The sequence below is a fragment of the Aequorivita sediminis genome (genome assembly GCF_032080575.2).
Lineage (GTDB): Bacteria > Bacteroidota > Bacteroidia > Flavobacteriales > Flavobacteriaceae > Aequorivita > Aequorivita sediminis.
This window is the reverse complement of the sequence record NZ_JAVLSO020000003.1, coordinates 87,950-112,761: the sequence shown is the minus strand read 5'-3', so window position 1 is coordinate 112,761 and position 24,812 is coordinate 87,950. Positions and strand designations below refer to the sequence as shown.

The 24,812-nt window shown below is 34.0% G+C and carries 21 protein-coding genes; 7 read left to right on the top strand and 14 right to left on the bottom strand.

The genetic code is table 11. The annotated features are described in order from the left end of the window. Positions 1–25: 25 nt before the first annotated feature. From cmk to RT250_RS06600, 6 genes are all read right to left on the bottom strand, one after another. Entirely contained in the window at positions 26–721 is a 696-nt protein-coding gene (gene cmk, locus RT250_RS06625; protein ID WP_313113254.1) for a (d)CMP kinase, read from the bottom strand. Continuing rightward, positions 721–1,740 (bottom strand): type IX secretion system protein PorQ, encoded by a 1,020-nt coding sequence (porQ, locus tag RT250_RS06620; RefSeq protein WP_313113252.1) that lies wholly within the window; start codon positions 1,738–1,740, stop codon positions 721–723. Before porQ ends, cmk begins: the two co-directional genes overlap by 1 nt. A gap of 134 nt (positions 1,741–1,874) precedes the next feature. Then, a complete protein-coding gene (gene lon / locus RT250_RS06615; protein WP_313113249.1) occupies positions 1,875–4,325 on the bottom strand; it encodes an endopeptidase La in 2,451 nt (816 codons plus the stop codon). 240 nt (positions 4,326–4,565) lie between these two features. Next, entirely contained in the window at positions 4,566–5,951 is a 1,386-nt protein-coding gene (locus RT250_RS06610) for a DUF6252 domain-containing protein (protein ID WP_313113247.1), read from the bottom strand. 49 nt (positions 5,952–6,000) lie between these two features. Further along, positions 6,001–7,320 (bottom strand): MFS transporter, encoded by a 1,320-nt coding sequence (locus tag RT250_RS06605; protein WP_313113245.1) that lies wholly within the window; start codon positions 7,318–7,320, stop codon positions 6,001–6,003. 90 nt (positions 7,321–7,410) lie between these two features. Continuing rightward, the gene (locus RT250_RS06600) at positions 7,411–8,229 is read right to left on the bottom strand and encodes a M48 family metallopeptidase (protein WP_313113243.1); all 819 of its coding nucleotides are present in this window, start codon (positions 8,227–8,229) and stop codon (positions 7,411–7,413) included. Between the two features lie 211 nt (positions 8,230–8,440). On the opposite strand from RT250_RS06600, the gene RT250_RS06595 reads away from it, so the two are divergent. From RT250_RS06595 to msrB (RT250_RS06585), 3 genes are read left to right on the top strand one after another with little or no spacing between them, the layout of a single operon-like run. Then, a complete protein-coding gene (locus tag RT250_RS06595) occupies positions 8,441–8,968 on the top strand; it encodes a collagen-like protein (protein ID WP_313113240.1) in 528 nt (175 codons plus the stop codon). Position 8,969: 1 nt separating this feature from the next. Then, positions 8,970–9,458 carry a peptide-methionine (R)-S-oxide reductase MsrB gene (msrB, locus tag RT250_RS06590; protein WP_313113238.1) on the top strand — a complete coding sequence of 163 codons (489 nt, stop codon included), beginning with the start codon at positions 8,970–8,972 and terminating at the stop codon, positions 9,456–9,458. After that, the gene (gene msrB, locus RT250_RS06585) at positions 9,451–9,855 is read left to right on the top strand and encodes a peptide-methionine (R)-S-oxide reductase MsrB (RefSeq protein WP_313113234.1); all 405 of its coding nucleotides are present in this window, start codon (positions 9,451–9,453) and stop codon (positions 9,853–9,855) included. The genes msrB (RT250_RS06590) and msrB (RT250_RS06585) overlap by 8 nt, the downstream gene beginning before the upstream one ends. Positions 9,856–9,949: 94 nt before the next feature. Here msrB (RT250_RS06585) and RT250_RS06580 read toward each other — a convergent pair whose 3' ends face one another. The 4 genes from RT250_RS06580 to RT250_RS06565 form a co-directional block, all read right to left on the bottom strand. Then, complete coding sequence (locus RT250_RS06580) at positions 9,950–10,933, bottom strand: SDR family oxidoreductase (RefSeq protein WP_313113232.1); 984 nt, start codon at positions 10,931–10,933, stop codon at positions 9,950–9,952. Continuing rightward, complete coding sequence (locus tag RT250_RS06575) at positions 10,933–12,216, bottom strand: nucleotide sugar dehydrogenase (RefSeq protein WP_435373072.1); 1,284 nt, start codon at positions 12,214–12,216, stop codon at positions 10,933–10,935. The genes RT250_RS06580 and RT250_RS06575 overlap by 1 nt, the downstream gene beginning before the upstream one ends. A 71-nt stretch (positions 12,217–12,287) precedes the next feature. Further along, complete coding sequence (locus tag RT250_RS06570; RefSeq protein WP_313113227.1) at positions 12,288–14,732, bottom strand: GumC family protein; 2,445 nt, start codon at positions 14,730–14,732, stop codon at positions 12,288–12,290. Positions 14,733–14,735: 3 nt separating this feature from the next. Then, complete coding sequence (locus RT250_RS06565) at positions 14,736–15,530, bottom strand: polysaccharide biosynthesis/export family protein (protein WP_313113225.1); 795 nt, start codon at positions 15,528–15,530, stop codon at positions 14,736–14,738. 250 nt (positions 15,531–15,780) lie between these two features. On the opposite strand from RT250_RS06565, the gene RT250_RS06560 reads away from it, so the two are divergent. Then, on the top strand, positions 15,781–17,652 hold the full coding sequence (locus tag RT250_RS06560; protein ID WP_313113223.1) for an ABC-F family ATP-binding cassette domain-containing protein: 1,872 nt from the start codon (positions 15,781–15,783) through the stop codon (positions 17,650–17,652). Between the two features lie 43 nt (positions 17,653–17,695). Here the strand turns inward: RT250_RS06560 and RT250_RS06555 are convergent, their stop codons facing one another. Next, entirely contained in the window at positions 17,696–17,959 is a 264-nt protein-coding gene (locus RT250_RS06555) for a DUF4834 family protein (RefSeq protein ID WP_313113220.1), read from the bottom strand. A gap of 108 nt (positions 17,960–18,067) precedes the next feature. On the opposite strand from RT250_RS06555, the gene RT250_RS06550 reads away from it, so the two are divergent. After that, complete coding sequence (locus RT250_RS06550; protein WP_313113218.1) at positions 18,068–19,060, top strand: transporter; 993 nt, start codon at positions 18,068–18,070, stop codon at positions 19,058–19,060. 18 nt (positions 19,061–19,078) lie between these two features. After that, positions 19,079–20,197, top strand: coding sequence for a GNAT family N-acetyltransferase (locus RT250_RS06545; RefSeq protein WP_313113216.1), 1,119 nt, complete (start codon positions 19,079–19,081; stop codon positions 20,195–20,197). A gap of 113 nt (positions 20,198–20,310) precedes the next feature. On the opposite strand, the gene RT250_RS06540 is transcribed toward RT250_RS06545, so the two are convergent. Together RT250_RS06540 and RT250_RS06535 are read right to left on the bottom strand one after the other, a co-directional pair. Beyond that, positions 20,311–21,216, bottom strand: a complete 906-nt coding sequence (locus RT250_RS06540; RefSeq protein ID WP_313113214.1) for an EamA family transporter — start codon at positions 21,214–21,216, stop codon at positions 20,311–20,313. Between the two features lie 152 nt (positions 21,217–21,368). After that, the gene (locus RT250_RS06535) at positions 21,369–22,715 is read right to left on the bottom strand and encodes a DEAD/DEAH box helicase (protein WP_313113212.1); all 1,347 of its coding nucleotides are present in this window, start codon (positions 22,713–22,715) and stop codon (positions 21,369–21,371) included. Between the two features lie 138 nt (positions 22,716–22,853). Between RT250_RS06535 and RT250_RS06530 the strand changes: the two genes are divergently transcribed. Beyond that, positions 22,854–23,573 (top strand): RluA family pseudouridine synthase, encoded by a 720-nt coding sequence (locus tag RT250_RS06530; protein ID WP_313113901.1) that lies wholly within the window; start codon positions 22,854–22,856, stop codon positions 23,571–23,573. 18 nt (positions 23,574–23,591) lie between these two features. Here the strand turns inward: RT250_RS06530 and RT250_RS06525 are convergent, their stop codons facing one another. Next, a complete protein-coding gene (locus tag RT250_RS06525) occupies positions 23,592–24,716 on the bottom strand; it encodes a DUF2891 domain-containing protein (RefSeq protein WP_313113210.1) in 1,125 nt (374 codons plus the stop codon). Positions 24,717–24,812 lie beyond the last annotated feature (96 nt).

Sequence of the window (24,812 nt, the reverse complement as noted above, 5' to 3'; positions counted from 1 at the left end):
AGCAGAAAACATATGGTGTTGTAATTTAAATTCGTCCTGCTATCCTATCCTTAGCTAATTGGAGTACTGTATGAAATTGATCTTCTATATTAATATCAGAGTTATCAATTACAACTGCATCAGGTGCTTTTTTAAGTGGGGAATCCTTACGTGTAGTATCAATATTGTCTCTGTCTTCAATATTCTTTAAAACATCCTTAAATTCAACGAAGTCGCCACGGTCTGTAAGTTCCTTATATCTTCTCTCAGCTCTTTTTTTAGCTGAAGCGTTCATGAATATCTTTAGTTCAGCATTTGGGAAAACTACGGTACCAATATCTCTACCGTCCATTACTACTCCTTTCAACAAACCCATTTCCTGTTGTTGTGCCACTAATTTAGTGCGTACTTCAGGAATTGTCGCAATTGGACTTACGAATTCTGAAACTTCTAAATTTCGAATATCATTTTCCACATCTTTCCCATTTAAAAAAATATGTGCTTTGTTCCAATCTGATTGTTTTTTAAACTCTAAGTGAATTGATGACAGTGAATTCTTAAGTTTTTCTATATCAAAATTTTCTTTTGATATTATTCCATTTTGCATTGCAAATAATGTAACTGCTCTATACATTGCACCGCTATCAACATAAATATAGCCTAAATAATCTGCAAGTTGTTTCGCAACTGTACTTTTACCAGTAGAGGAATAGCCATCGATAGCAATAGTAATTTTTTTCATTATTGAAGATCTAAATTTAATCCAAAGAAACTGGAAGTAGCTGCAGCGCTGTATTTGGAATAGGAATAGCTTAGGCGAAATTTATTAAGCTTAATACCAAACCCTGCACTTACTCCTGCAAATGCACGTTTATCTACTATACGAAGCTCTTCGCCTCTTCTGAAATTGTATCCTAACCTAATATTAAATCCACTTTCTGGAAATAGCTCAATTCCAACAATAGTATGCCTAAATGCATTGTCAAGGAAGTTTATATTTTCTTCCTGAACATTACCTTCAAGGTCGGTTTGTTCTCTTGCGGGGTTAGAAAAAGCAACATTCCATTGTTGCATATTTTCTAAAGTAAGATGCCATCGAATGGGAATATGCTCTAAAGTTTGAGATATTCCGAAAATAAGTTCGAATGGTAACGGTTCGTATTCTTCGTGATAAGGGGTGATTTGTGTACCTAAGTTTCTTGCAACCCCAGTAATTTGAAGGTCCCAATCTTCATAAACGTACATAAGTCCAATATCTACAGCAGCCCCAAATGATGAGTATTGTTCTAGTTTTGAAGATATGAGTTTAACATTTAACCCTACGTGAAAGTCGGTAAAAGGAATATTTCTTGCGTGACCTAATGATAGAGCTACTTCCCCGCCACTAAAACTATTTGTTGGAGTTCCTGCTTCGTCATATCCATCAAATTTTCCGTAATTCACATAGCTTACTCCTGCGTGTAATACTTGCGTTCGTCTATCCCAAAGATAAGCGTAGCTAGCTGTTCCGTAATTTACATCACCAATATAATTTGTATAGTTTAGCGATAATTGATTATCCATCTCTGCATTAATAGTTGCAGGGTTAAACAGGGCTTGAGAAGGGTCATAATCGTAATTTGTAACAACTTTACCGCCTAGAGCAGCCATTCTTGGACTATTAACCAAATTGAGAAATTGATAAGTCGCCTTACCTCCCACCTGAGCTTCTAATAGCTGAGAAATTAATAGAAAAATTACCAAGAAAACCTTTTGGGTCATAAGTGTGAGTTACCGTAACTAAAGTCTAAACGAATGCAAGTGTAATTTATTTTTGCAAATAAAAGAAAACAAAGATGAATAATGCACATTTGCATCGATACAAAAGTACATTAATCATCTTTTATCAGTTTTCCTTAAAGCGATTTAGCATTCTTTACTTTTTCATCTGTAAGAGCCAACTCTAATACATCGCTCATATCTTTCACATAGTGAAAAGTTAAGCCTTTTAAATATTCATCTTTAATTTCTTCAATATCACGTCTATTGTCTTCACAAAGAAGAATTTCTTTAATTCTAGCGCGTTTTGCAGCAAGAATTTTTTCTTTAATACCTCCTACAGGTAAAACTTTACCTCGAAGCGTAATTTCTCCTGTCATTGCAATAGATTTCTTAACTTTTCTTTGTGTAAATAAGGACACTAAAGAGGTAAGCATTGTAATTCCCGCACTTGGACCATCTTTAGGAGTTGCTCCTTCTGGCACGTGAATGTGAACATTATATTTATCAAAAATCTCTGGATCTATTCCTAATTTTTCTGCATTAGACTTAATGTATTCTAGTGCAATTGTAGCAGACTCCTTCATTACTTTCCCGAGGTTACCAGTCATATTCAATGCTCCTTTACCTTTTGAAAGTGCCGATTCTATAAATAATATATCCCCACCAACACGGGTCCAAGCCAATCCAGTTACTACTCCTGCCACTTCGTTGTTTTCGTACTTGTTACGTTCCATTTTTGGAGCACCTAATACTTCAACGATTATTTCATTGCTAACTTTTACATCGTATTCTTCTTCCATTGCTATTTTCATAGCTGCATAACGCACCATTTTAGCAATTTGTTTTTCAAGACCACGAACCCCACTTTCACGAGTATAGCCTTCCACAATTTTTTCAAGTTGCGGTTTTGCAATTTTTAAAGAATCACTAGTTAATCCATGCTCTTTTAGCTGCTTTGGCAGTAAATGTCTTTTTGCAATTTCAACTTTTTCTTCAATAGTATAACCAGTTACGTTTATAATTTCCATTCTATCCAATAAAGCTGGCTGAATGGTGCTTAAACTGTTAGACGTAGCAATAAACATAACTTTTGAAAGATCGTAGCCTAACTCTAAGAAGTTATCGTAAAACGCATTGTTTTGCTCGGGATCAAGTACTTCAAGCATAGCCGATGAAGGATCTCCTTGATTACTTGCAGAAATCTTATCTATTTCGTCCAAAACAAAAACTGGGTTGCTTGTTTCTGCCTTTTTTATACTTTGAATAATTCTTCCAGGCATGGCGCCAATGTATGTTTTTCTATGACCTCGAATTTCTGCCTCATCACGTAGTCCTCCCAAACTCATCCGCACATATTTTCTACCTAAAGCCTCTGCTACAGATTTTCCTAAAGATGTTTTACCAACACCTGGAGGTCCGTAAAGGCAAAGAATTGGCGACTTCATATCGTTTCGAAGTTTCAAAACAGCGAGGTATTCAATAATACGTTTTTTAACGTCGTCCAGACCATAGTGATCGCGATCGAGAATTTTTCTAGCTCTTTTTAAATCGAATTTGTCTTTACTGTATATATTCCAAGGAAGTTCAAGCAATAAGTCTAAGTAATTACGCTGAATACTAAATTCTGCAACCTGCGGATTCATTCGCTGTAACTTAGAAAGTTCTTTTTGGAAGTGCTTGTTCACTTCTTTACTCCATTTCTTGTCTTTAGAACGTTTGCGAATTTCTTCGATTTCTTGTTCCATAGAAGAACCACCCAATTCCTCTTGGATAGTTTTCATTTGTTGCTGAAGAAAATACTCGCGTTGTTGCTGATTAATGTCACTCTGAACCTTGCTCTGAATATCATTTCGCAACGACAACTTTTGAATTTCTGTATTCATATATCGAAGCGTTTCCAAAGCGCGTTCCTTTAGATTGTTAATTTCTAAAAGCGCTTGTTTTTGTTCTACTTCAATATTTAAATTTGAGGAAACAAAGTTTATAAGAAAGCTTGGACTTTCTATGTTTTTAATTGCAAAAGAAGCTTCAGTTGGAATGTTAGGACTTTGCTTAATGATTTGCAAAGCCATTTCTTTAATACTGTCGATAATAGCATTAAACTCATCGCTGTCCTTTTCTGGTCTTGCTTCTGCTACTTCTCTAATTGTAGCAGTCATATAAGGTTCTGTAGTTATAACTTCAGCAACTTCAAAGCGTTTTTTACCTTGAATTATCACTGTAGTATTTCCATCAGGCATTTTAAGAACACGAAGTATTTGAGCAACTGTTCCAACAGTATTAATATCAGCCACACCTGGTTCCTCCTCGTTTTCATCTTTTTGAGAAACTACACCTATTACCTTATTTCCTTTATTTGTTTCATTAATTAACTTGATAGATTTATCTCTACCAGCTGTAATTGGAATTACAACTCCTGGAAACAACACTGTGTTTCTTAAAGGTAAAATAGGAAGTATTTCAGGAAGCTCCTCCTTGTGCATTGCGTCTTCGTCTTCAGCAGACATTAACGGAATAAACTCAGAATCTTCATGTAAATCTTGAAATGACAACTTGTCTATTGATGTAAGTTTTGATTTAGCCATATATTGTATTAGGACATTGTGTCACTTTTAAAAGTAAACACAATTCTTATTATTAATTTTTTTTAACTTTTTCATGTAAGAACCCTGAAAATCAAACAATTTCAAGGCTGCATCTTATAGTAATTCAAGAGTTGTGCCAGTCTATTATATAAGCGTAGAAGTTTGAACTCAAAAATTACCAATAAAAAAAGTCGTTTTTAAACATTTTAAAAACGACTTTTAAGAAATATTCTAATGGAATTACTCGAGTTCGAGATAGAAAGAACCTTCTGTAATATTGTAGATGGTAGGATCTACTTCATTTAAGTCTTTGGCTTTAAAAGTAAAAGTTCCCTGGATTGTATTTTCTTGATAGTTATAATTAGTAATTGTAAGCGAACCTGGATTTGATATAAAATCTATTGATGAGCCTACCTCAGGAGTATAAATCCCCACAATTTCGTTACCTTCAATTACTTCTGTACCCATTGCATAGGTACCTTCTGAAATAGTTTCAGGGAAGGTTAAAACCATGCGTTGGCTATCTATATTTGTAGTAATGGTTACTGTAGGGTATTGATTTACAACATCGGTAGTTACTACAATATCTAAAGGATTATACGATGTATCTCCAACTTTTGCCTTAAATAAATTGTTCCCACCAGATACTCCCTCAAAGTGAGCAGTTAATCTACCTTCAGTAACTAATGCTTCATCCCCTACTTGTCCTAATGGATCATTTGCTCTAAAGGAGAACTTAGCTTTTAAAATACCGAGCTCTAAATCGAACTCAGTGATGGTTAGTGTTCCTGGGTTTGAAGTTAAAAATTCTGAACCCCCACCAGCATTATAAAGCCCAATCAAGTCTGTTCCGTTTGAGATATTCACCATATTGTGTGTTCCTATCCCTAACGATTTTGGTATGTCAATTCGTATCGAAGCTCCTTCATCGTTAAACGCTTCAACCTTAAGCATTCTAGTATTTGCAACAATTGGTTCTGTTACAGAAATACTATCTGCTAAGAAACCAACTTCATCAACTTTTGCGAAAAATTCATCTAATGGATTTCCGCCGTTTCCACCATTTCCACTTCCGCCACCAACATACGGAATAGCGTTAAAAGATCCTTGCGTAATATCTATACTTTCAAGAACAGGATCCCCATTACCATCTAAAACTGTTTCGCCATTACTATCCACTTGCACTCTATACCCAACAAATTTAAAAGTTCCCGATATAGTTAACTCTTCAGTATTTATTTCAGAAATATCAATTTCGCCAGTTCCTCCATTCGCTAATGATGAATTAAATGGTCTTTCATTTATAGAAGTATCATAATAAGACCCTAAGTTTTGATTTGCACTTAAATCGAAAACCCCTACAGCAGCATTAAATACAGTAAGTTTAATTTTTTCGCCAGTAACTTTTGTTCCAGTGATCGTAAATTCATTTTCTGATGATATTGATGCAACTGTATTAGCTGCTATAAATTGGTTGCCATCTACTAAAGCTTTAAATTGGCCTATTTCAGCATTTGCACCATCATCTTGTGGAAAATCCCCAGTTAGAGGTTCGTCTTCACAAGCAATAAATTGAAAAGTAAGTAAAGCTAAAAGCACAACTTTTAAAAAATTAATTTTCTTCATCCGGTAGGTTGTTTGGAATATAATAGAGACAAACTTAAACAAAAAATGTTTAAAAGTTTTTATTTCTTGGAACTCTTAAGAGTAAAATCACCCCTGTAATAAAAAATAAAACTAAAAATAAAATTGAGTTACGCATACTACCTGTTATTTGGTCTATAAAACCATAAATCATCATACCTATAACGATACCCACCTTTTCAGCGACATCATAAAAACTAAAGTATGAAGTTGTATCCTTTGTTTCAGGTAAAAACTTTGAATATGTAGAGCGAGATAATGACTGAATTCCTCCCATTACCAAACCTACAACTCCGGCCGTAACATAAAATTGTGTTGGAGATTCTATAAAAAAGGCTACAACACAAATAAAAACCCAGATTATATTAATCGAAATTAGTACAAAGATGTTTCCATATCTTTCAGAAGCACGTGAGGTTAAGGTAGCTCCACCTACTGCAACCAATTGAATTATAAGAATACTTACAATCAACCCCACTGTTTTACTATCATCGCCACCCCAAGCTATTTCCTGTTCTCCAAAATATGTGGCAACCAACATTACTGTTTGCACCGCCATACTATAAACAAAGAAGGCGGCTAAATATCTCTTAAGTTGAATATTTTCTGATAAAGAATTGTAAACACCCTTTAATTCTTTAAATCCATTTAACACTATTTGGGCACTAACCTTTTTTCCACTTTTGTTTCCTTTAGGAAGGAAATAAAAGGAATACTGACTAAAAACAATCCACCAAACCCCCACAGATACAAAAGACCATTTCATAGCTTTCATACTTGCCTCACCTCCTTTTCCAAAACCGAAAAGTTCAGGTTTCATAACCATTGCCAGATTAAAAAGCAATAAAATAACACTTCCCACATAACCCATTGAATATCCTCTAGCACTAATTCTGTCCTGTTGTTCAGGAAATGCAACATCTGGTAGATACGAATTGTAGAAAACTAAACTTCCCCAAAAGCCAATTAGTCCGAAGAAATATAAAAGAAGGCTGATATGGATACTTTCTATACTAAAGAAGTACAACCCCATGCAGGAAATAGAACCGAGGTAACAAAAGAATTTCATAAAACTCTTCTTATTACCTACATAGTCTGCTATTCCTGAAAGTATAGGTGAAATTAAAGCGACAACTAAAAATGCTGCTGCAGTGGTGTAACTAATTAAAGGGGTGCTTCTAATAGAACCGCCTAAAACGTTTACAGTCTCTACATTAGCAGATTTAAACAACGCTTGGTAGTATATAGGAAAAATTGCAGAAGCGATTACTAAACTATAAACCGAATTAGCCCAATCATAAAATGCCCAAGCATTTAAAAGTTTTTTACTTCCTTTAGGTAAATATGGCATAAAAATATTCGGTTAATTTTATAAGTCGCTAAACTAATAAAAAAATCCCGCTACAAACGGGATTTTAATTAAGTTGAAATATTTTAAATATTAATTTTTAAAAGTTGTAACTCCAAATTTTCTAGCTTCTGCTTTTGCACTTGCAGCCCAACCCTTAATATTTTGAATTCTTGTGGTACTAGCAGGGTGAGTGCTTAAAAATTCTGGTGGTGCTCCTTGTGATTGAGCTTGCATACGCTCCCAAAGTTGTGCAGCTGCCATAGGCTCGTATCCAGCAATTGCCATTAATATCAGCCCAATATGATCTGCTTCTGTTTCGTGACTTCTACTAAAAGGAAGCATTACACCCAAATTACTTCCAAGACCATAGGCGGTATTAAAAATTTGTTGATTTTCAGGGTTGTTAGCCAAGGCAACATTTCCTGCTACTGCTCCTAATTGTTGCAATTGTGCAGCACTCATACGCTGTTGTCCGTGGTTTGCCAAGGCATGAGCGACCTCATGCCCCATTACTGCAGCAAGTCCAGCTTCAGTTTTAGTTACAGGAAGAATACCTGTGTAAACTACAATTTTACCACCAGGCATACACCAAGCATTTACGTCTTTACTTTCAATAAGGTTGTATTCCCAACGATAATCTGTTAGGTAACCTGCATAACCATTAGCATTTAGATAACGTTCAGCCGCAGCAGCCATTTTTTGCCCTACACTTTTAACCATGTTAGCATCTGTCGTACCCTTGACAACTTTATTTTCAGATAAAAACTGATCGTATTGCTGAAAAGCCATTGGTAAAATTTGCGAATTTGGGACCAAAGCCAATGTTTGCTTTCCTGTAAATGGATTGGTGCTACAAGCAACAACCACTACTCCTAATAAGAGGGTTATAAGTGATTTTCTAAGTATCATAAATATAAGTGTTATGTTAAAGAGTTAAATTTAGATATATAAAATTGATTAATATTATAAAAAAATTCTAAAATTCAAATATTGTTCCACAAATGAAAATTTTATTGTTTCTTTAATATACGAAGATGTTTTAAGCCCTTATATTTATAGACTTTATAAAGTTGGAACGACTTTTGTAAACTTTGATAACGAATCTTTAAAATATAGCATTATGAAAAATTTACTTCTCTTTTTAGCCTTGTCTTCTATCATTTTATTTACTTCCTGTGAGGGAGATCCAGGACCTCCAGGACAAGATGGACAAGACTTTTTAGCTCAAGTTTTTGAAACAACTGTTGATTTCCAATATGAAAATGGAAACAATATATTTAGTTCACCATATATAGGTTTTCCTTTTACAGTTTATGAAAGTGACGTAGTTCTAGTTTATAGATATGAAGGTCAAGCTGGAATTGGTGGTGGTACTATGGCAGATGTATGGAGCCCTTTACCACAAAACATATTTTATAACAATGGTGATATCATTCAGTATATTTTCACCAATACATTTGTAGATGTTCAAATGATTATTGAAGGTAATTTTGACCTTTCTACATTAAACGATGGGTCGGTATTAGATAATCAAACATTTCGAATTGCTGTTGTACCTGCAGAATTTGCAAAAACCAATCCGTCGATGGAGGATTTATTAGAGCTTATGCAAATAGATGATTCTGAAGTGGAAAAAATCGAATTTTAAGATGAAGCTATTAAGTTTTATAATAATATTAGCTTCATTACTTATTAGTTGTAATTCTCCGGCTCAAAAAAGTGAAGGAGAACAACAAATTCCGTTTGAGGTAACTAAAACCGATGCCGAATGGAAAGCTCAACTTTCACCCCTAGCCTATAGTGTTTTACGACATGAAGCTACTGAACGTGCATTTTCTAGTGATTTAAACAACAATAATGAAGAAGGAGTTTATGTGTGTGCAGGTTGCGGAACAGCACTTTTTAAAAGCGAACATAAATTTGATAGTGGTACAGGTTGGCCGAGTTTTGATAGAGAGATAAAAGGCAATGTCGCCTTTTCTACCGATAAAAAATTAGGCTATTCACGGGTTGAAGAACATTGTGCTACCTGCGGTGGTCATTTAGGTCATGTATTTAATGATGGTCCAAAAAAAACCACTGGTAAAAGACATTGTATTAACGGCGTTGCATTAAAATTTATTCCAAGAGATGAGTGATTCAAAAAAATATCCAATTAGTAAATCTGAAGCCGAGTGGCGAAAAGAATTAGGTGAAAAACGCTATCACATTCTACGCGAAAAAGGGACCGAATTTCCTCGAACTGGGGAATACAATCTAACATTTGAAGACGGAACCTATGTGTGTGGAGCTTGTAACACCCCGCTTTTTGAGAGCAATAATAAGTTTGAAAGTAATTGTGGTTGGCCTTCTTTCGACGATTCAATCGAAGGATCAATAGAATACGTAAAAGATACTACTCACGGAATGATTCGCACCGAAATTCTCTGCGCTAGTTGCGGCAGCCATTTAGGACATATTTTTAATGATGGCCCTACTGAAACAGGCCAACGATATTGTGTTAATTCGCTTTCATTAGATTTTAAAAAGAAATAAATACGTATAGCTGAAAAGGAAAAGCTCCAAGTTTCAAAACAATAAATTTTGAAATTTGGAGCTTTACTATTTTGTAATTTAATGAGTGAGAAACTTACTGCTTTATAAATGCTTCCCACGTAATTTTAAGACCTTCAGAAACTGAATATAAAGGCCTGTAATTCATTAGGTTATTTGCTTTTTCAATATTAGCAAGAGAATCTCTTACGTCACCTTTTCTCGGTGGTCCATAAGTTGCTTCAATTTCCTTTTCGGAAATACCCTTCAGCTTATCCCATAATTGGTTTAAGCTTGTTCTTTCACCAAATGCAATATTAAAAACCTCGTTTACAGCTTTATCCCCGGCGAAAAATGCCCTAACATTAGCCTGAACCGCATTTTGAACAAATGTAAAGTCACGAGTCTGCTCACCATCACCATGCATAGTTGGAGACTTCCCATCTTTTAACGCCTGCATAAACAATGGAATTACCGCTGCATATGCACCTGTAGGACTTTGTTTTGGTCCAAAAACATTAAAATATCGTAATCCGATTGTAGGAGTGCCATAGGTTTTATAAAAAACATCTGCATACAATTCGTTTACCAGTTTGGTAACGGCATATGGAGAGAGTGGTTTGCCAATGTTATCTTCAATTTTAGGTAATGATTTACTATCACCATAAGTTGAACTAGAAGCTGCGTAAACTAATCTCTTTACTGTCTTGCTTTCATTTTGAGCTACCAATATATTAAGAAATCCTGAAACATTTACTTCATTGGATGTAATAGGGTCATTGATAGAACGGGGCACCGACCCAAGAGCAGCTTGATGAGAAACGTAATCTATCCCATCCATAGCATTTTTACAGGTTTGTAAATCACGAATATCTCCTTCAAAAAATTCGAAACGAGAATCATCATTAAACTCTGCAAGATTATCCAAAGAACCTGTTGAGAGGTTGTCTAATACACGCACTTTTTTTGCATTATTTCCCAATAAATAAGCTACGAGGTTTGAACCTATGAATCCTGCACCACCGGTAACTAAAAAGGAAAAAGAAGATAAGTCGATATTATGATATATGTTTTCTTTCATTATAAAGTGCCGTCAACGGTGTTTTTAGGATATAAAGACTTCACATCAAAAACTACACAAGGCTCAGCTATGTATTTTTTAATATCAAAATTTTTGAACTCATTATGTGGAACAGCTACCACAACTGCGTTATAATCTTTTTGCAATTTAGAAGCATCAGTTATCATTGAAATTCCAAATTCTTTTTGAACTTCACTTGGATTAGCCCAAGGATCGTAAACATCAATATTTAGATTATATTTTTCTAATTCAGTAATTACGTCTATAACTTTCGTATTTCTTATATCGGGACAGTTTTCTTTAAATGTTATACCCATAACTAAGATATTTCCGTTTTTAACTTTACATTCTTTACGAATCATAAGCTTTACAACTTCTTGTGCAACATACTGTCCCATCCCGTCATTCATACGACGTCCAGCCAAAATAATTTCAGGATTATACCCTTCTTCTTGAGCCTTTTGCGCTAGATAATATGGGTCAACACCAATACAATGCCCACCAACTAAACCTGGACTATATTTTAAGAAATTCCATTTTGTTCCTGCAGCTTCCAATACATCATTTGTATTAATATCTAATAGTCGGAATATTTTAGACAACTCATTTACGAATGCTATATTGATGTCACGTTGAGAGTTTTCAATAACTTTTGCAGCTTCAGCTACTTTAATAGAAGATGCTAGATGTGTTCCAGCTGTGATTACAGATGCATATAAATCATCGATGTATTTTGCAGATTCTGGAGTAGAACCTGAGGTAACTTTCATGATTTTAGTTACAGTGTGTTCTTTATCTCCTGGGTTAATACGCTCTGGAGAATAACCCGCATAGAAGTCCGTATTGAACCTCAATCCTGAATATTCTTCCAAAATAGGAACACAAATATCTTCTGTAACACCTGGATATACAGTAGATTCGTATATAACCACATCATCTTTTTTCAATAGTTTCCCTACCGTTTCACTTGCGCGTTCTAGAGGAATCAAAACAGGTTGATTGTATTTATTTGTTGGTGTTGGAACGGTTACAATATAAACAGTTGCGCTTGCCATATCAGCTGGATTATCTGTAACTGTTAACCCAATGCCGTCATTTGTGGATAACACGTTTTTTAATGCTTCCGAAGAAAGCTCTAATGTAAGGTCTTCTCCATTTTGTAATTGCGAAATGCGTTCTGCATTAATATCGAAACCTATTACTTTATATTTTTCAGCAAAGGCAGCAGCAAGTGGTAAACCTACATAACCAAGGCCAATAACAGCAATTGTGGGATTTTGAATCATTTACAATGTTTTTTTAAGATAAATTTTTAAGACTGCAAAATTAATGGAAAAATTTAGATTAAGAGTTACTACCTCTTTAAAGTCTTCTTAATTCTTTCAGAAAATGAAGGCTTGTTGTCGTTTTCATGATATCCATCTACACCATAACCATATGTATATCCGTAACCATACCCATATCCTTTTCCTGCTTTCTCAACATAGTCGTTAAGTACAATACTTATATGTTTAATTTCACCAGACTTATATTTTTCATTTACAAACGTGAGCATGTTTTTATGCGTGTAATTAAATCTTACAACATACAAAGTAGCATCAGCATATCTTATGAGCTCTAGTGAATCAGACACTAATCCTAAAGGTGGTGAGTCAATAATAATGTAGTCGTACCTTTCTTTTAAAGTTTCCATGAGACTCTCTAAAGGCGAATCAATTAACAGCTCCGAGGGGTTTGGAGGAATTGGTCCTGAGGTTATAATATCTAGGTTTTCTGAGTCTGTATTTTGAATTATTTCATCAATTTCAGACTCGCCTATAAGATAGTTAACTGCTCCTTTTTCATTATGCAAATTAAAATCCCCATATATTTTAGGTTTTCTAAGGTCTAGCCCTAGTAAAACAGTTTTTTTGCCGCTTAGCGCAAAAACGGTAGCCATGTTTATAGAGCAAAACGTTTTTCCTTCACCACTAATAGAACTTGTTATTAATACTGTTTTTGACCCTTTAATTCCTTGTTTTCTATAAATAAATTGCAAACTCGATCGCAAAGCTCTAAAGGCTTCAGCAATTGAGGATTTTGGTTTTGAAATTACTGCTAAATTTGATTTTATTGGATTGTATCCAATAACGCCTAATACAGGAATTGGAGTTAATCGTTTTAATTCAGCAATACCATTTACCTTCGTATCTAGGAAAAAACGTACAAATACTATTAAAAATGGAAATAACAAGCCTAATAATGCTGCCATCATATAATTAAGTTGTGTGTTTGGACCAATTTTTCCACCGCCTGTATCCTTGGCAGAATCGATTACCATAACATCACTAACGTTTGCCGCTTTTACAAGTCCTGCTTCACTTCTTTTTGCTAGAAAGAGATTGTAAGTGCCTTGACTTAAATTATAGCGTCTTTCAATTTTGAGTAAATCTTGTTGTTCTTTTGGCAACTTCCTGATTTTACCTTCATTGCGGCCTATTTCACCATTAATATATCTTAACTCCTCCTTTTTCAAACTTTTTGATGAACGAATATTTTCAAGTAAAACCGATTTTACTGCATCAATTTTTCGATCTATATCACTGAATATAGGTGCTCCTTCTTTAAATGAATATTGAAGTTTATTCCGTTCTTCGGCTAAATTTACAATTCTGCTTACACCACTTACAATACTCGCTTCAGAAATTCCTGCAACTGAAGGTGCTGGCACGTTTCTATAGTCTGAACGACTAACAAGGTAACTTTCCAAAGTTTCGTAATAATTCAGCTCTCGATTAACTGATTCTTTACGCAAATCTAATTCACTCAATTTAGCAGTAATATCAGATCCTTCAGCTTCAAGATTAAAAATGGCATTTTTATTTTTAAACCTATTCAACTCATCTTCAACATTAGATAGTTCTTCCGATTTTTGAGCTAAACTACTGTCAATAAACTTTATGGTTTTGGTTGCAAAAAGATTTTTTCGATCTAACATGTTTTCACTTAACACGCTCACAGATGTATTTAAATAATCCACTAAACGCATTTTGTTGTGGCCCGTTAACCTCATTTTCAGCACCGAAGAACCTTTGCTTTCTGGTTCTACACGAATGCCGAGATATCTTCTAACTACAGCATCAAAATCACCAAATGAAATGTAGTATTTAGTACCAGGTTTTACTCCTACTTCAGGATTTGGCATAAATGTTCCATTAAAAAAAGGAAGCTTAATATGAGAACCGATTTTAAAGTTTTTAGAAAAAATGCCTGGCGTTACCGCTATTCTTTGTTTTTCCTTTGTAGTATAATCTTGTACTGTAACACTACCGCTTTCAGGAAAAGTTGTGTTAAATTCAAAATTTACGGAGTCTCTAAAAATAATTTGAATTTGCTGACCCAACATTTGCGGACCTACCGTATCTACATTTACGTAAAATGGTGTTTGTCTATAGGCATCTATCTGCTCGTATTTTCCGTCTTTAAGATAACTAGTGTAATATTGTAATCGCTCAACTACTTTTTCATTATGAGATCTTGATTTTAAAGTAATTATAGCCGTATTTACCTTATCTGTAGTACCACCCCAATTAAAAGTAAGGCTTGTATTAGATGTAAAAAATGGATTCTGATCGTCTTTTATAGAAATTACATTATCTATTAAATAAATAGGTTGTTTTCTAATATTTACAAAATAGGCTATTGTGAATCCAATCGCTAACGATATTAAAAACAAAGGCCAATGACGCAATAGTCGTATTAAAAATCCTTTAAAATCAAAAGTAGTGTGAGATTCGTTTATTTCAAATTCGTCGTTCATAACTTATAATCTGGTAAAAAGTAAAATAGTAGTTATCAACGCCGAAGTAATGGATACAATTGTTGTAATTGACTGTAACCCCGTTGTACCTGTACCAATAGACTTTTGTGGCAGTGGATTAACCAAAATTAAATCGTTGGGTTTAATAAAATAATAATCCGAGCTCATTGCATCAATAGAAGTTAGATCGATATGATGAACTTTTTGCCCTGCGGGATACTGCCTAATTATTACAACATCACTTTTATCGCCAGTCATTAAAATATCACCACTATTTGCGATTGCTTCCATAATACTTACTTGGTCGCGATAGATGATATTAGAACCAGGTCTTCCTATTTCTCCATTAATGGTATAACGAATACCTGCTAATTTTACAGTTACAAAAACATTGGCTTCTGCTTTAAAGTAATCCTTTAGCAATCTATCTTCAAGTTTTTCACGCACTTCTTCGACTGTATATCCTAACACATTTATTTCTCCAAGACTTGGAATGCGAATGTTACCATGGTCGTTTACTACAAAACCATCATAATACAATTTTTCCTCACCAGTTGCATTGGGGTTCGCATCACTTATAGGGTTGAATATACCCACTGTTTCTTGATCTAAAGCTTTTACGCGAATACTTAATAAATCATTAATTTGAAGCCTATAAGGCTCTGGTCTTTTACGTAAAAATGATAGGGTGTCTGTTTTAGTTTGATCTTCCTGCAAATAGGTAAGTTGTTTTGTTGAAATACATGAACTAGTACAGATAACCAAAAGTAAAATAAATAATAAATAGGGAAACTTCATAAAGAGTTTAGAGTGTTGATGAACAAATATAAACTAACACATTAAATAATAAAACATTATTACATTTATAACTAAAATAGGTGTTAGTAGGGAAACTGAAAAGTTAATTACCGCAGTATCTCATCAAAACTACCTTAATATTATAAAAGAATATTTAATATTCCTCTATTATCGCTATTTGGCGTGTTATACACTTGCAAATATTGAAACCCTATCTGCTATTTCATTACATTTGTGAAAAATTAAAATTGTGAATTATCTTTCAGTAGAAAATATATCTAAATCCTTTGGGATGCGGGTTTTATTTGAGAATATTTCCTTCGGAATTAACGAGGGGCAAAAAATAGGCTTCGTTGCCAAAAATGGTACAGGAAAAACTTCCCTTTTAAATATTATTGCTGGAAACGACAAAGCCGATACTGGAAATGTTGTTTTTAGAAAAGGACTAAAAATTTCTTACCTCCCTCAAGAACCGGATTTAAATCCTGAGTTTACAATAGAGCAAACTATTTTTTCTTCAGATAACCCTATTTTAAAAATAATAGAGCGATACGAACACGCAATAGAAAACCCAAACGATTCAGAAGCCTATCAAAAAGCTTTTGACGATATGGAAGCACACCAAGCATGGGATTTTGAAACTCGTTACAAACAAATCCTCTTTAAATTAAAGCTAGAAGATCTACACGCTAAAGTTGGCAAGCTTAGTGGCGGACAGAAAAAGCGATTAGCATTGGCAAATGCTCTGCTTACCACGCCGGATTTGTTAATAATGGATGAACCTACAAACCATTTAGATCTCGAAATGATTGAATGGTTAGAGAATCTATTTGCAAAGGAAAATTTTACCCTATTTATGGTAACGCACGATAGATATTTCTTGGAGCGCGTATGTAATGAAATTGTAGAACTTGACGAAGGTGTTCTGTATAGCTATAAAGGAAATTACAGCTACTACCTTGAAAAGCGTGATGCTCGAATAGAAAATGAGGCCACCGAAACTGGAAAAGCAAAACAACTATTCAAAAAAGAATTAGATTGGATGCGTCGTCAACCTAAGGCGCGAACAACTAAGAGCAAAAGTCGAATTGAAGACTTTCACGATATTAAAGAACGTGCAAGCAAGCGCAGAAACGATCACCAAGTTCAACTCGAATTAAACATGGAACGAATGGGAACTAAAGTTGTTGAGTTCCACAATGTTTCAAAATCTTTTGGTGAAAAGAAAATTTTAGACAAGTTTGAATATAATTTTAACCGTGGTGAACGTGTAGGTATTATTGGGAAAAATGGAACTGGAAAATCTTCGTTCTTAAATATCCTTACAGGTGCCTTAAAACCCGATTCAGGAAAAGTTGTAATTGGAGAAACCGTTAAATTTGGATATTATACTCAAGCAGGTATCAATATAAAAGAGGGTCAGAAGGTTATAGATGTTATTCGCGAATTTGGGGAGTATATTCCACTTAAAAAAGGAAGACAGATTTCAGCTTCGCAGTTATTAGAACGTTTTCTTTTCGATCCTAAGAAACAATATGATTATGTAGAAAAGCTTAGTGGTGGTGAAAGAAAGCGTCTGTATTTATGTACTGTACTAATCAAAAACCCTAATTTTTTAATTCTAGATGAGCCCACAAACGACTTAGACATAGTTACTTTAAATGTCTTAGAAAGTTTTCTGTTAGATTTCCCCGGATGTTTATTAGTGGTTTCCCACGATAGATACTTTATGGATAAAATTGTAGATCACCTTTTTGTTTTTCGTGGAAACGCAGAAGTTGAAGATTTTCCTGGAAATTATTCCGATTTTAGAACTTACGAAGACAGCAATATTCAAGAGAAGCGTGAGGCTAGTGAAGCAGCTACAAAAATTAAAAATGATTGGAAACAATCTTCAAGTCCTGCTAAACTAACGTATAATGAGCAAAAAGAATATAATAAACTTGAAAAGGAAATTGCAAATTTAGAAAACAGACGGGAAACACTTCAAAATAAATTTGCCACTGAAAATTGGGATGGTGAAGAAATAGATAAGCAGTCTATTAAACTTCAAGAAATTATAGATGAAATAGATAAAAAAACTGAACGTTGGTTCGAGCTTTCCGCTAAACTTGAAAGTTAAAATAAATAATTAGGGATTACCATACAGAAATAGGCAACTAAATTTACTCTACTTCTTCATAGTCAACGTACTCCCCTACTTTATTTGTTGTTCGAGAGTTTTTTGAGGGCATCTTATCAATACTTATATCTCCTTCACGTTGTTGATGGGTAGCTGCAGTTGAATTAGTATTAAAAAAGTCTTCGAACTTTTGATTAGCTTTTTTAGAAATATAACGCATTAAATATGGTGTAGCGAGCCTAAATAAGAATTTAAGTCCGAAATATATCAATAGAACGATTAAAATCGTTTTAAGAAATGAAATCATAATTATCTAAATTGTCTCCAAAAATAAGGATTGGGGTGCAAAAAGACGAATATAGATTATTAAATAAATGGTAAAATCTTCTATCTTTGAATTTAAACCTGACTCACTATGCAAATAAAGCTTTTGTTTACATTATTTTTCACAACAATTATTAGTCAATTTTCATTTGGCCAGTACACTGAAATGATAAATACAAATCGTCCAGGTGTATCACAAGGTGCTTTTGCTGTGGGTAATAATGTACTTCAGCTTGAAGCAGGTATGAGCCTTGGAAAAGAAAAACACTCTCTTTTAAATACTGAAACCAATGGATTAAACATTGATTATTCTATCCGATATGGCTTTTGGAAAGAACGATTAGAAGTGAGTTTTATAGGGGATTTTCAATCAAATAATATCACCTATACCAATTTTACACCCGAAGAAAAAAGAAGTGTCGCAAATTTTAAGAGTAATACGTTAGGCTTAAAATACCTTATCTACGACCCGTATCGTAAAAAAGTACTTGAAGGACCAAATCTTTATAGCTGGAAAAAGAATAACAGATTTCAACTAGAAGATTTAATTCCTGCCGTTGCACTATATGTAGGTGCAAACTTTGATTATATAGATGAAGATGTTGTTAACCCTTTTGTACCCCCACGCGATAATTCTATAAGCCCTAAGTTTGTTCTATCAACTCAAAACAACTGGATTGGAGGTTGGGTATTTGTGACAAATTTAATTGTAGATCGTGTTACGACAGATTATCCCACCTACGGTTATATCGTTACACTTACACACGCTACCAACCGATATTTCTCTATTTTTCTAGAAAATCAAGGATTTAAAAGTGATTTCTACTCAGATCAACTAATACGTGGCGGAGCAGCAGTTTTAGTGAATAAAGATTTTCACGTAGACCTTTCGCTTACTTATAGCTTAAAAGACACGCCTTCTATGTTTTATGGTCGAATTGGTGCGGCATATAGATTTGATATGCATAAACAAGACGAATATTTGGAAGATGAGGCTAAAGAAAAGCTGAAACCTAAAAAGGATAAAAAGAAAGATAAAAAAGAAAAGCGTTTAGACGACTTCACTCCTGATAATAACGGCTAAAAAATAGCATTAATCAATATGATTACTACACAATTAATTTCCTCAAAAAGTGATCTTAAAAAATTTGTCACTTTTCCATTTAAACTTTATAATGATTGTAGGTATTGGGTTCCACCTCTTATTAAAGATGAAATGGAAACTCTAGATAAAGCTAAAAATCCTGTTTTTAAAAATGCAGATGCTTGGTATTATCTTGCTTATAAAAACAACGAAGTTGTTGGACGTATAGCCGTAATTTTAAACCATCTTGAAGTTAACGAACAAGGAAAAAAGAAAATCCGGTTTGGTTGGCTTGATATGGTAGACGATATTGAAGTTACCAAAGCGCTTTTGGAAAGAGTTTATGAAAAAGGCAGAGAGCATAGTTTAGAGTATACCGAGGGGCCAGTTGGCTTCAGCAATATGGAAAAAGCTGGAATATTAACAATGGGGTTTAATGAAATGAACACCATGATTACTTGGTATCACTATCCCTATTATGCCGAACATTTTGAAAAGCTTGGCTTTGAAAAACAAGCGACTTGGGTAGAATATAGATTAAGAATTCCTGAAGCAATATTTGAAAAAGTTGCTAAGTTTTCAAAAATTGTTCGTGATCGATATAAGCTTTCAATAATTCGTTTTAAGGATAAAAAAGAAATTTTACCTTATGTAGATGAAATGTTTGGATTGTTGAATAAAACCTATAACTCACTTCAAACTTTTGTACCTATTCAACAATATCAAATAGATTATTACAAGAAAAAGTATTTCAACTTTATTCATCCAGATTACATTTGTTGTATTAAAGATGAAAGTGGAAAGCTAATTGCCTTTTCAATAGTCATGCCATCATTCTCTAAAGCTTTGAAAAAAGCGAATGGTAAGCTTTTTCCGTTTGGATGGACACATATATTGAAAGCGCAAAAAAAGAATGATACTGCTGCTTTTTACCTAATTGGAATTGATCCTGAATACCAAGGTAAAGGAGTTACAGCTATTATTTTTGAAGAAATGCAAAACTTATTTAATTCAAAAGGGATTCAAACCGTTGAAACAAACCCTGAATTAAAAGAAAATACTGCTGTACAATTACTTTGGAAAGATTATTCACCTGAGCAACATAAAGAAAGAAGTACTTTTAAGAAAAATCTATAACCTTCTTTTAAAAAATTAAGTCAGGAAATAATCGATGATTCTTTTATTTTCTGACTTTTTAATTTATACAAAGGTAATTTTAAACCTAGTGAATGACGCTACTAAAATTCTTTTTATTTATTCTTATTAAAAATTTTACTCGTAAATCGGGGTAATGTAACTGTAGTCTTCGCAGTATTAATAAAGTACACTCCTGTTAATAGCACTGCAGCAGCGACTAAAGACTGCGAGGTTATTTCTTCATCTAAAAAATACCATCCTAAAAATAAAGCTATAAGAGGATTCACATAGGTAGATGTAGCAACTTTATCTGGAGAAACAGATTTTAATAAATAATTGAAAGATGTAAAAGCTACAATACTTCCAAAAAGTATTAATAATACCATACTCCATTGTACTTGCAAGCTCCATTCGTTTGGTGCGAGCCAAGCTTCTCCAAAAGCCAAACTGGCTATTGCAAGTGTAATTCCACCCGTAAACATTTGATAACCAGTATTTACAAAGAAGTTTTTAGGAAACTCTGCTTTTCCCACAAATAAGCTTCCAAATGCCCAACTAAGCATACAGGCAAAAATCATTATCATTCCAACTATTGAACCTTCTTTAGTTACTATCTGTTGTTGAGTAACCAATAGTGTAATCCCTAGTATACCAAGGCCCACCCCAATAAGAGACATTAGTTTAATCTTTTTCCCTTGTAAAATCCTCATTAAAAAAAGGACAACTAAAGGCTGAGCAGAAATTTCTAATGCAGCAAAACCACTATCTACGTATTTTAATGCCCAAACAATTACTCCATTTCCAAAAGAAAGAAAAAGAAAGCCAACGATAATGGTATTTAAAAGTTGTTTACGCGTTATAGCAAGACTTTTCCCCATTGCCTTAGCAATAACGAAGATAAGTACACCTGCAGTAGTAAAGCGAATGGAGGCTAAAAAAAACGGAGATAGCTCAGTGACAGCTACTTTATTAAGCATATACGTAGAACCCCAAATAACATATATGGAGAAAAATGCCAAAATAATTAATATCGGATTACGGGATTCTGAGTTCAAGTTAATCGAGGATTCTTAATTAGTACTCTGTTAGCAATTAAATTTGATTTTGGGTGAATTGAGATTTGCCTATCGAATGTATTCAAAACTTCCTACTCCGCATTAATAATTACAGCTTACTTACGTTTATTTCTCTTATTATAATTTTTATCACCTCTTGTTTTAGGTTTTTTATATTTCTGCTTAATTATTCGTTTGTACGAACCTCCTAAGTTTTCTTTCCTGTTTTTCTCTTTTTTTTCGTGAAATGCAGGACCAACCTCTTCAATATTATTTGGGTTGTTTATTTCTAAAACCTTAGGTTGCTCCTCGTAGGTTAACTGCTTTGAGATTTCAACTTCTTCAGGAAAATCTAATTCAGTAATCTTCAAATCCATCAAATCCTCGATAGCTTGTTTTGCTTCAATTTCATCTTCAGTATAAAGTAATATTGATGTTCCCTCCTGCTCCGCTCGACCAGTTCTTCCTATACGGTGCATATAGTTTTCTGGATACAATGGTGTGTCGAAATTTACAACGTGTGAAACCTTATCCAAATCAAGCCCACGTGCCATAACATCTGTAGTAACAAGAATACGCGTCTTTTCATCATTAAAGTTTTCTGTAGAACGCAGCCTGTAGTTCTGTGTTTTATTTGAATGTATTACGGCTACTTCGCTTCCAAAAAATTCATCTAAAATATCGAAAAGTAAATCGGCACTCTTTTTATTAGGAACAAAAACAAGTACTTTTTTAAAATCTTTTTCATCCTGAAGAATGCGCTTTAGTAAATTCGCTTTGGTGTAAAAATTCTTAACCTTGTATGCGTATTGTGAAATATTATCTAACGGAGTTCCACTTACCGAAACCGAAACAGTCGTAGGCGCAATAAAGAAATCGTGAATAAAAACATTCACATCATCTGTCATTGTTGCAGAAAACATAATATTTTGACGCTTGTTTGGTAGCAGTTCCAAAATATTGGTGAGCTGAAAACGGAAACCTAAATCAAGCATAACATCTACTTCATCTATCACCATTTTTTTAACCGATTTAAGCTGTAATGCTCGGCTAATCACTAAATCGTATAATCGTCCTGGAGTAGCAACTATTATATCTGCACCTTCGGCAACAGCTTCTTTTTGTCTATTTATGTTTGTACCGCCATAAACTCCAGTCACACGTACAGAAGAGTATTTTCCAAACTTTTCAATTTCTTCAACAACCTGTATTACTAGTTCACGCGTAGGAACCATTACTAAAACACGTGGATGTATATCCTTCGAAAATTTCAAATCTTGAAGAATAGGCAGCATGTACGCAAAAGTTTTTCCCGTACCTGTTTGAGCAATACCAACCATGTCTGTACCAGACAAAATAACCGAATACGATTGTGCCTGAATAGGTGTAGGTTTTTCAAAGCCTAAATCGTCTATTGCGAATTGTAGTTGTTTATTTAGGTTAAAGTCGTTAAAAGATTCCATCTTAATAGTTTGGCACAAAGGTAGTGCTTAAGAGCGTCCTATAGCCACAGTTATTTTAATTATTATTCATTTTTTTACAAACTAAGTAACTTTTCTTTTCCTTATTTTTGAAGAGTTGAATTCTAAAATTACTTAATAATCGGAACTTCAAAAAATCACAGCACTAAAGAGAATCTTCAAGTTGTATATGAAGACAATCACCTAATAGTTATAAACAAACGTCCTGGCGATATCGTTCAAGGAGATAAAACCGGAGATATGCCTCTTTCCGAAGTGGTTAAAGAATACATCGCAGAAAAGTATAATAAACCTGGAGCGGTATATTTGGGTGTTGTTCATCGATTAGACAGACCTACAAGCGGAATTGTTTTATTTGCTAAAACTTCAAAAGCACTAACCCGCTTAAATAAACTGTTTGCCAAAAGAGAAACCCAAAAAATATACTGGGCACTCGTGAAAAACGCTCCACCAAAGGCGGAAGATACTCTGATCCATTTTTTGAAACGAAACCCTAAACAGAACAAGTCTAATGCTCACATAAAAGAAGTTCCAGAAAGTAAAAAGGCTATTCTTCATTATAAGTTAATTCAAAAACTAGACAATTATTACTTATTAGAAATTGAGTTAGAAACTGGTAGACACCATCAAATTCGTTCACAACTTTCTGCTATTGGTTGCCCGATAAAAGGGGATTTAAAGTACGGTTTCGACAGGAGTAATCCCGATGGAAGCATTCATCTACACGCAAGAAAACTGACTTTAGTTCATCCCGTACAAAAAGAAGAATTTACATTTGATGCCCCTACTCCTACTAATGTGCTTTGGGATGTTTGTAAAAAGTTTAGAGTTACAAAATAATAGAACTCGGAATTATTCTTACTTATTATGAAGTGTATTTAATGCAAGAATAGCAAAACTTCCTAACCAATGCCCCCCTTCGTAACTATCTCCCACCAAATTAGGATATGAATATGCCAAGTGCTCATTGGCTACATTTTTAAGGTGTTTATACTTTGGATAATCACGAGCTAAGGCATAGAAAACCCATGCTCTACTGAAGTTCAGGCCGTCCAAATGAACTAATTTCCCATCAGTTCTATCACTTACTTCTCCTACTTTTAATTGATAGTTTTTATTAGCCAATTCAGGCAAAAATGTGTCTATCCAATTCAAAAACTCATCTTTAGAAAGTACGCGTTGCATAATGTCTATCTCTTCTAAGCAAGGAGACAAAAAATCAAAGCCGCTAGGTTCCCAAGTAATTGGACAATCTTTATCGTTTAAATAAAATTCTTTAGCTCGTTTTTCTATAAGTTGTTTCAACGCATCATCCCCTATTGATTTAGCATAATCGTAAGCAAAGGTTAACCCAAAAGCGGTATTCGAGTGTTCTCCAACTCTAATTGGGTAATTTAATTTTGGTAAAAACTCTTTATACCTAATAACAATAATATCTGCTAGTGGTTTTAAGTTTTCTTCTAATTGTTGTGCCATAGGGTCATCCCAGTTATGTAATTCTTCCGTAAGTTTTAATAGCCAAGCCCAACCATATGTTCTTTCGAAGGAACTGTTGATAGGCTTTTTAAAATACTCAACTTCTGTAGCTACATTTTCTGCAGTAATCTTCTCTTGTAGAATATTCTTTACTTCTTCCGCTTTGTCCATATCTGGAAATTGCTTTAAAAGTGTAACCATCGACCAATAGCCGTGCACGGCACTATGCCAATCAAAGCAGCCATAAAAAATTGGATGAACTTTAATAGGTGCTACTAAATCTGCTTCACTTTCTAAAACTTCACCAGGCTTATAAGGATATTCTGTACCAACACAATGTAAAGGAAGTTCAATTAATTTGTTTGCTTCAGCTAGTGTAAATGATGGATCTTCAAATTTATCAATTGAAATAACTTCTGTTTTAGGAATTTCAGATTTTTTATTTGAGGGATCATTACAACTAATTACAAATAAAGCTGAAAGAATGTATAGCAAATGATTTTTCATAAATAAGAAAGTTTAGCGCAAGATAAATAGATTATATCTAGGATATAAAAGTTTCTATCATTTACCTAAGAATTGTTATAAAATAAGATTGCTTCA